Raw genomic sequence first — 6,699 nt, forward strand, 5'->3', positions numbered from 1 at the left:
GGAGCAGGGGAGGTAAACCAATGCCCAAGGTGCTTGTATTTGGATCTAATGGCTTTGTTGGTGGCTACCTCGCGAAGGAGTTTTCCTCCTGTGGCTATCAGGTGATGGGTTGTGATCGCGGCGAGACGAGTCGCTATGTCTCAGTGACTCAATATGAGAGCGTAGACGTATGCGATGCTTTTTGCGTTGAGTCTGTCATTGAGCGTTCGAAGCCCGATGCCATAGTGAATCTTGCGGCAATCTCGAGCGTGTCTCAATCGTGGAGCATGCCCGCTGCTGCTTTTCAGGTTAACGTGGTGGGTGCAATCAATATATTCGAGGCGATGCGAAAACACTGCCCTGATAGCAAGATTCTTATTGTAGGAAGCTCCGAAGAGTACGCTGCTTCAGATGATCCTCTTACGGAGGAAAGTCCCATTGACGCTAGCAGTCCGTACGGCATCAGTAAAATTGCGCAAGAGAATATAGCGGAGGTATATACAAAGCGTTTTGACCTCAAGGTGTATCGCACTCGAAGCTTCAACCATATCGGTGTTGGTCAAGCGCCAAATTTCGTTATTCCAAGTTGGTGTCAGCAGGCTGCTGAGATATCGCGCTCAGGAAAACCCGGGGTGATGAAAATCGGAAATCTGTCGGTATATCGAGACTTTTCCGACGTTCGTGATGTCGTGCGCGCTTACCGCATGCTGATTGAGAGTGATTTCTCAGGGGAGGTTTTCAACATTGGAGCTGGGAAGAGCTACCCGCTCTCGGAGATTCTAGAAGTGATTGTTAGTATGTCTGAGCAGTCGATCGATGTTATGGTCGATCCTTCTCTTTTGCGGCCAGTTGATAACGAGAGGATCTGTTCTGATTGTTCCAAAGCGCGTCGTTGTTTTGGATGGGAGCCGCAAATTGATATCACTGACTCACTGAGCGCGGTATTTGAGTCCTATTCAAATCTGAATGCCTGTTGTTGAGCTGCAAAGGTATCTCACGTATCGGTGTATCTGAAGCGGAAAAGTCAAAAGTGATTGCGTGAGATATACGGAGGGGTGGATTCTGTCCAGGTGAATGATGTTTCTGGTTAAGTGAGCTAATGCATGGAAGGAGGAGTGATGTCGAGCACAAGTGCTTCGGTTGACGTGGAGTCCATCGTTCTTGCCGTAAAGGAGGATATCGCGAGGAACTGTAAGGCGGAGCAGATTCCTTTGTTTGATGAGATGGAAGCTGGGGAGGTGCTGGGAAGCTCCGACCAGAACATGCTGTTTAATCGCATTTACTTTAGCGATACCTTCGATGACGCGATAGAGGCTGAGCATCTAGACTACTACCATCCTCTGCAGGGAAGCTCTGTGGCCGTGTTCATTAAACGCGTAGCGCGAAAGCTGTGTCGCGGTGTGGTTGAGCCCTTGTGTGATAGGCAGTCTGTCCATAATGTCAGCTCTGATGCGCTCATCAGGCAACTTTACTTTCGTGTGAATAGCCAAGACCTCACAATCGACGCCCTCGCGAGGAGGATCGAGCTGCTTGAGATTGAGAATGATCGGTTGAGACGGAGGGAAAAAGACTGCCGATGAAAGTCGTTCAGGTGATTCCCGTTCTCTCGAGTGGAGATGCGTGCGGCAACAACTGCATTGCGATCCATGAACTGTTGGTTGAGGCGGGCTTTGAGTCTTACGTGGTCGCCGGGAGGACTATTCGTGAGCCGCACGTCGAGGCGAAGGATCTGTCTTTCCTTGATTGTCTGGGTGAGGAAGACGTTGTTATTCTCCATTTCATGATGGGTTCCTCTGTGAACCTGAAGTTTGCTTCGTTACCGACACGAAAGGGCATGATCTACCACAATATAACCCCCCCAGGCTGGTTTGATCAGTATAACGGCGAGGTTGCGTCAGAGTGCAGATTGGGGGTCGATCAAGCAGTTTACCTGAGAGATAAAGTCGACTTTGTCGTTGCTGTCTCGAAGTACAATCGGCTTGATCTCCAGTTCAAGGGATATCTCTGTCCCATCGACGTGGTTCCTCTTCTTCTCGCGCTTGACGACTACGTTCGTGAGCCGTGTGCCAAGGTGTTGAGGCATCACGATCACTTTCTCGGTTCTAACCTGGTATTCGTGGGTAGAGTCGTTCCGAACAAGTGCTTCGAGGATGTGATAGCCGCCTTTGCAGTGTACAAAAATCACTATGACTCTCACGCTCGGCTGTTCCTAGTGGGGGCGTTTGACTCTGGTGATCCGTACGTTGCACGTCTTCTGCGCTATATTGGAGAGCTCAAGTTGACCGATGTCCGTTTTACCGGCCATGTTTCGTTCGATGAGATTCTGGCTTATTATCGCATTGCGGATGTTTTTCTCTGTCAGAGCGAGCATGAGGGGTTCTGTGTTCCGTTGGTCGAGGCCATGGCGCTCGATGTCCCCGTGGTCGCCTACGCTGCTGCTGCGATCCCGGAGACCCTGTCGGGTTGCGGCGTTCTTCTTAAGGAGAAAGACCCTCTCGTGACTGCGGGAGTTATTGATCGCTTGCTCCAGGATGAGAGTATGAGGGCAAGGGTACTTGCGGGCCAGCGAGAGCGTCTGTCTGAATTGCAACATGACGTGGTCGCCCGGCAGTTGCTTGGCGTGTTGCGGCGACGCCTGGAAGGATAGTTTATGAGAAAGATAGGAATAGTCGTTCAGCGCTACGGAGAGGACATCGTTGGCGGGTCGGAGTCGTATTGCAGGCAGATCGCCGAGCGCCTAGCGGTTTCGTTTGAGGTGGAGGTTCTCACTTCAAAGTCTAGCGACTATATGACATGGAAGAACGACATCAAGAGAGACTTCGAGCGACTGAACGGAGTTCTGGTTCGCCGATTCGCGTCCGCTCAGCAGCGTTGTTTGACAGATGAGTTGTACCAGAAGGCATTCAAAAAGGATGCGTCGGCGTCGGTAGGGATGGACTGGGTTGTCGCCCAGGGGCCGTACTGTCCAGGCCTGGTTGACTATGTTGAACAACACGGTGAGGAGTATGACGCCTTTATCTTGATGACGTACCTGTATTACCCCACGGTGGCCGTGTCGAAGGTTGTCGGCCACAAGAGCGTACTGATCCCGACGGCGCACGACGAGCCTCCCATCCATCAGGCAGTCTACAGCGAGTTGTTCTCAAACGCGGCTGCCTGGTACTACCTTACGCCTGAGGAGAAGTCGTTTGTTGAGGGTATGTTCAACGCTTCGGGCAAGGTGGTTGGCACGGGGAACGGAGGGGTTGGTGTCGATGTTCCTCGCGATGTTGACGAAGGGGTCTTTCGCGAGAAGTACGGCCTGGGAGATAGTCCTTACATAATCTACGCCGGCCGCATAGAAGAGGGTAAAGGTTGTGGCGTGCTGTTTCGCTACTTCGCGGGATGGAAGCTTAGGCATCCCGGGGATGATCTTAAGCTCGTGCTGGTTGGTGCGGCCAAGATGCCCGTTCTTGATCACCCTGATGTACTGTACCTTGGGTTCGTCGACGAGGTAGACAAGTTCAGCGGAATTAAGGGCGCCCTCGCCCTAGTCCAGCCTTCTCGATTCGAGAGCCTCTCGATTGTGCTGCTCGAGGCTTTGCGGTCGGGGACGCCCGTTTTAGTCAACGGAGCATGCAAAGTCCTCAAAGGGCACTGCTTGAGAAGCAATGCCGGGCTTTACTACGCCAACTACCTTGAGTTCGAGAAGGAGCTCGAGTACATGATGACCCATCCTGATGTCCACGGCAGGATGGGCGAACTCGGCGTCCGCTACGTCGATGAGAACTACAGCTGGGACGTCATCATGGGGGAGCTATGCAGTCTGATCGATAGAGTTGCAGCCAGATAGTTACACCACTTCTATCTTGGCGATGTAGTTCCGCTTGGGGGTACTGTATCTGATGGGTGGCAGTTCTCCTGATGGTGGATAATATGTGCTAGAGTGTGCGTAGAAAAAGCGAATTTGACACAGGGTGTTTTCTATCGTTGATGGAATGCATGGAAGGAGGAGTGATGTCGAGCACAAGTGCTTCGGTTGACGTGGAGTCCATCGTTCTTGCCGTAAAGGAGGATATCGCGAGGAACTGTAAGGCGGAGCAGATTCCTTTGTTTGATGAGATGGAAGCTGGGGAGGTGCTGGGAAGCTCCGACCAGAACATGCTGTTTAATCGCATTTACTTTAGCGATACCTTCGATGACGCGATAGAGGCTGAGCATCTAGACTACTACCATCCTCTGCAGGGAAGCTCTGTGGCCGTGTTCATTAAACGCGTAGCGCGAAAGCTGTGTCGCGGTGTGGTTGAGCCCTTGTGTGATAGGCAGTCTGTCCATAATGTCAGCTCTGATGCGCTCATCAGGCAACTTTACTTTCGTGTGAATAGCCAAGACCTCACAATCGACGCCCTCGCGAGGAGGATCGAGCTGCTTGAGATTGAGAATGATCGGTTGAGACGGAGGGAAAAAGACTGCCGATGAAAGTCGTTCAGGTGATTCCCGTTCTCTCGAGTGGAGATGCGTGCGGCAACAACTGCATTGCGATCCATGAACTGTTGGTTGAGGCGGGCTTTGAGTCTTACGTGGTCGCCGGGAGGACTATTCGTGAGCCGCACGTCGAGGCGAAGGATCTGTCTTTCCTTGATTGTCTGGGTGAGGAAGACGTTGTTATTCTCCATTTCATGATGGGTTCCTCTGTGAACCTGAAGTTTGCTTCGTTACCGACACGAAAGGGCATGATCTACCACAATATAACCCCCCCAGGCTGGTTTGATCAGTATAACGGCGAGGTTGCGTCAGAGTGCAGATTGGGGGTCGATCAAGCAGTTTACCTGAGAGATAAAGTCGACTTTGTCGTTGCTGTCTCGAAGTACAATCGGCTTGATCTCCAGTTCAAGGGATATCTCTGTCCCATCGACGTGGTTCCTCTTCTTCTCGCGCTTGACGACTACGTTCGTGAGCCGTGTGCCAAGGTGTTGAGGCATCACGATCACTTTCTCGGTTCTAACCTGGTATTCGTGGGTAGAGTCGTTCCGAACAAGTGCTTCGAGGATGTGATAGCCGCCTTTGCAGTGTACAAAAATCACTATGACTCTCACGCTCGGCTGTTCCTAGTGGGGGCGTTTGACTCTGGTGATCCGTACGTTGCACGTCTTCTGCGCTATATTGGAGAGCTCAAGTTGACCGATGTCCGTTTTACCGGCCATGTTTCGTTCGATGAGATTCTGGCTTATTATCGCATTGCGGATGTTTTTCTCTGTCAGAGCGAGCATGAGGGGTTCTGTGTTCCGTTGGTCGAGGCCATGGCGCTCGATGTCCCCGTGGTCGCCTACGCTGCTGCTGCGATCCCGGAGACCCTGTCGGGTTGCGGCGTTCTTCTTAAGGAGAAAGACCCTCTCGTGACTGCGGGAGTTATTGATCGCTTGCTCCAGGATGAGAGTATGAGGGCAAGGGTACTTGCGGGCCAGCGAGAGCGTCTGTCTGAATTGCAACATGACGTGGTCGCCCGGCAGTTGCTTGGCGTGTTGCGGCGACGCCTGGAAGGATAGTTTATGAGAAAGATAGGAATAGTCGTTCAGCGCTACGGAGAGGACATCGTTGGCGGGTCGGAGTCGTATTGCAGGCAGATCGCCGAGCGCCTAGCGGTTTCGTTTGAGGTGGAGGTTCTCACTTCAAAGTCTAGCGACTATATGACATGGAAGAACGACATCAAGAGAGACTTCGAGCGACTGAACGGAGTTCTGGTTCGCCGATTCGCGTCCGCTCAGCAGCGTTGTTTGACAGATGAGTTGTACCAGAAGGCATTCAAAAAGGATGCGTCGGCGTCGGTAGGGATGGACTGGGTTGTCGCCCAGGGGCCGTACTGTCCAGGCCTGGTTGACTATGTTGAACAACACGGTGAGGAGTATGACGCCTTTATCTTGATGACGTACCTGTATTACCCCACGGTGGCCGTGTCGAAGGTTGTCGGCCACAAGAGCGTACTGATCCCGACGGCGCACGACGAGCCTCCCATCCATCAGGCAGTCTACAGCGAGTTGTTCTCAAACGCGGCTGCCTGGTACTACCTTACGCCTGAGGAGAAGTCGTTTGTTGAGGGTATGTTCAACGCTTCGGGCAAGGTGGTTGGCACGGGGAACGGAGGGGTTGGTGTCGATGTTCCTCGCGATGTTGACGAAGGGGTCTTTCGCGAGAAGTACGGCCTGGGAGATAGTCCTTACATAATCTACGCCGGCCGCATAGAAGAGGGTAAAGGTTGTGGCGTGCTGTTTCGCTACTTCGCGGGATGGAAGCTTAGGCATCCCGGGGATGATCTTAAGCTCGTGCTGGTTGGTGCGGCCAAGATGCCCGTTCTTGATCACCCTGATGTACTGTACCTTGGGTTCGTCGACGAGGTAGACAAGTTCAGCGGAATTAAGGGCGCCCTCGCCCTAGTCCAGCCTTCTCGATTCGAGAGCCTCTCGATTGTGCTGCTCGAGGCTTTGCGGTCGGGGACGCCCGTTTTAGTCAACGGAGCATGCAAAGTCCTCAAAGGGCACTGCTTGAGAAGCAATGCCGGGCTTTACTACGCCAACTACCTTGAGTTCGAGAAGGAGCTCGAGTACATGATGACCCATCCTGATGTCCACGGCAGGATGGGCGAACTCGGCGTCCGCTACGTCGATGAGAACTACAGCTGGGACGTCATCATGGGGGAGCTATGCAGTCTGATCGATAGAGTTGCAGCCAGATAGTTACACCACT

7 protein-coding genes are annotated in these 6,699 nt (G+C 52.7%); all 7 read left to right on the top strand.

Annotated elements, in window-relative coordinates:
* The first annotated feature begins 20 nt into the window (after positions 1 to 20).
* A complete protein-coding gene (locus tag G7Y44_RS06925) occupies positions 21 to 959 on the top strand; it encodes a GDP-mannose 4,6-dehydratase (protein WP_165248608.1) in 939 nt (312 codons plus the stop codon).
* A gap of 138 nt (positions 960 to 1,097) precedes the next feature.
* Complete coding sequence (locus tag G7Y44_RS06930) at positions 1,098 to 1,559, top strand: hypothetical protein (protein WP_165248610.1); 462 nt, start codon at positions 1,098 to 1,100, stop codon at positions 1,557 to 1,559.
* On the top strand, positions 1,556 to 2,626 hold the full coding sequence (locus tag G7Y44_RS06935; protein ID WP_165248612.1) for a glycosyltransferase family 4 protein: 1,071 nt from the start codon (positions 1,556 to 1,558) through the stop codon (positions 2,624 to 2,626). Before G7Y44_RS06930 ends, G7Y44_RS06935 begins: the two co-directional genes overlap by 4 nt.
* Before the next feature lie 3 nt (positions 2,627 to 2,629).
* Positions 2,630 to 3,811: a glycosyltransferase family 4 protein gene (locus G7Y44_RS06940; RefSeq protein WP_165248614.1), complete on the top strand. Its 1,182-nt coding sequence runs from the start codon at positions 2,630 to 2,632 to the stop codon at positions 3,809 to 3,811.
* A 164-nt stretch (positions 3,812 to 3,975) separates the two neighbouring features.
* The gene (locus tag G7Y44_RS06945) at positions 3,976 to 4,437 is read left to right on the top strand and encodes a hypothetical protein (protein WP_165248610.1); all 462 of its coding nucleotides are present in this window, start codon (positions 3,976 to 3,978) and stop codon (positions 4,435 to 4,437) included.
* Positions 4,434 to 5,504, top strand: coding sequence for a glycosyltransferase family 4 protein (locus G7Y44_RS06950; protein WP_165248612.1), 1,071 nt, complete (start codon positions 4,434 to 4,436; stop codon positions 5,502 to 5,504). The genes G7Y44_RS06945 and G7Y44_RS06950 overlap by 4 nt, the downstream gene beginning before the upstream one ends.
* Positions 5,505 to 5,507: 3 nt before the next feature.
* Positions 5,508 to 6,689, top strand: a complete 1,182-nt coding sequence (locus tag G7Y44_RS06955; RefSeq protein WP_165248614.1) for a glycosyltransferase family 4 protein — start codon at positions 5,508 to 5,510, stop codon at positions 6,687 to 6,689.
* Positions 6,690 to 6,699 lie beyond the last annotated feature (10 nt).

The organism is Adlercreutzia sp. ZJ141, from assembly GCF_011038965.1.
GTDB lineage: Bacteria > Actinomycetota > Coriobacteriia > Coriobacteriales > Eggerthellaceae > ZJ141.

Excerpts from the sequence above, each read along its gene's own strand:
- G7Y44_RS06925 (WP_165248608.1), top strand. The coding sequence starts at position 21 with ATGCCCAAGGTGCTTGTATTTGGATCTAATGGCTTTGTTGGTGGCTAC.
- G7Y44_RS06930 (WP_165248610.1), top strand. The coding sequence starts at position 1,098 with ATGTCGAGCACAAGTGCTTCGGTTGACGTGGAGTCCATCGTTCTTGCC.
- G7Y44_RS06935 (WP_165248612.1), top strand. The coding sequence starts at position 1,556 with ATGAAAGTCGTTCAGGTGATTCCCGTTCTCTCGAGTGGAGATGCGTGC.
- G7Y44_RS06940 (WP_165248614.1), top strand. The coding sequence starts at position 2,630 with ATGAGAAAGATAGGAATAGTCGTTCAGCGCTACGGAGAGGACATCGTT.
- G7Y44_RS06945 (WP_165248610.1), top strand. The coding sequence starts at position 3,976 with ATGTCGAGCACAAGTGCTTCGGTTGACGTGGAGTCCATCGTTCTTGCC.
- G7Y44_RS06950 (WP_165248612.1), top strand. The coding sequence starts at position 4,434 with ATGAAAGTCGTTCAGGTGATTCCCGTTCTCTCGAGTGGAGATGCGTGC.
- G7Y44_RS06955 (WP_165248614.1), top strand. The coding sequence starts at position 5,508 with ATGAGAAAGATAGGAATAGTCGTTCAGCGCTACGGAGAGGACATCGTT.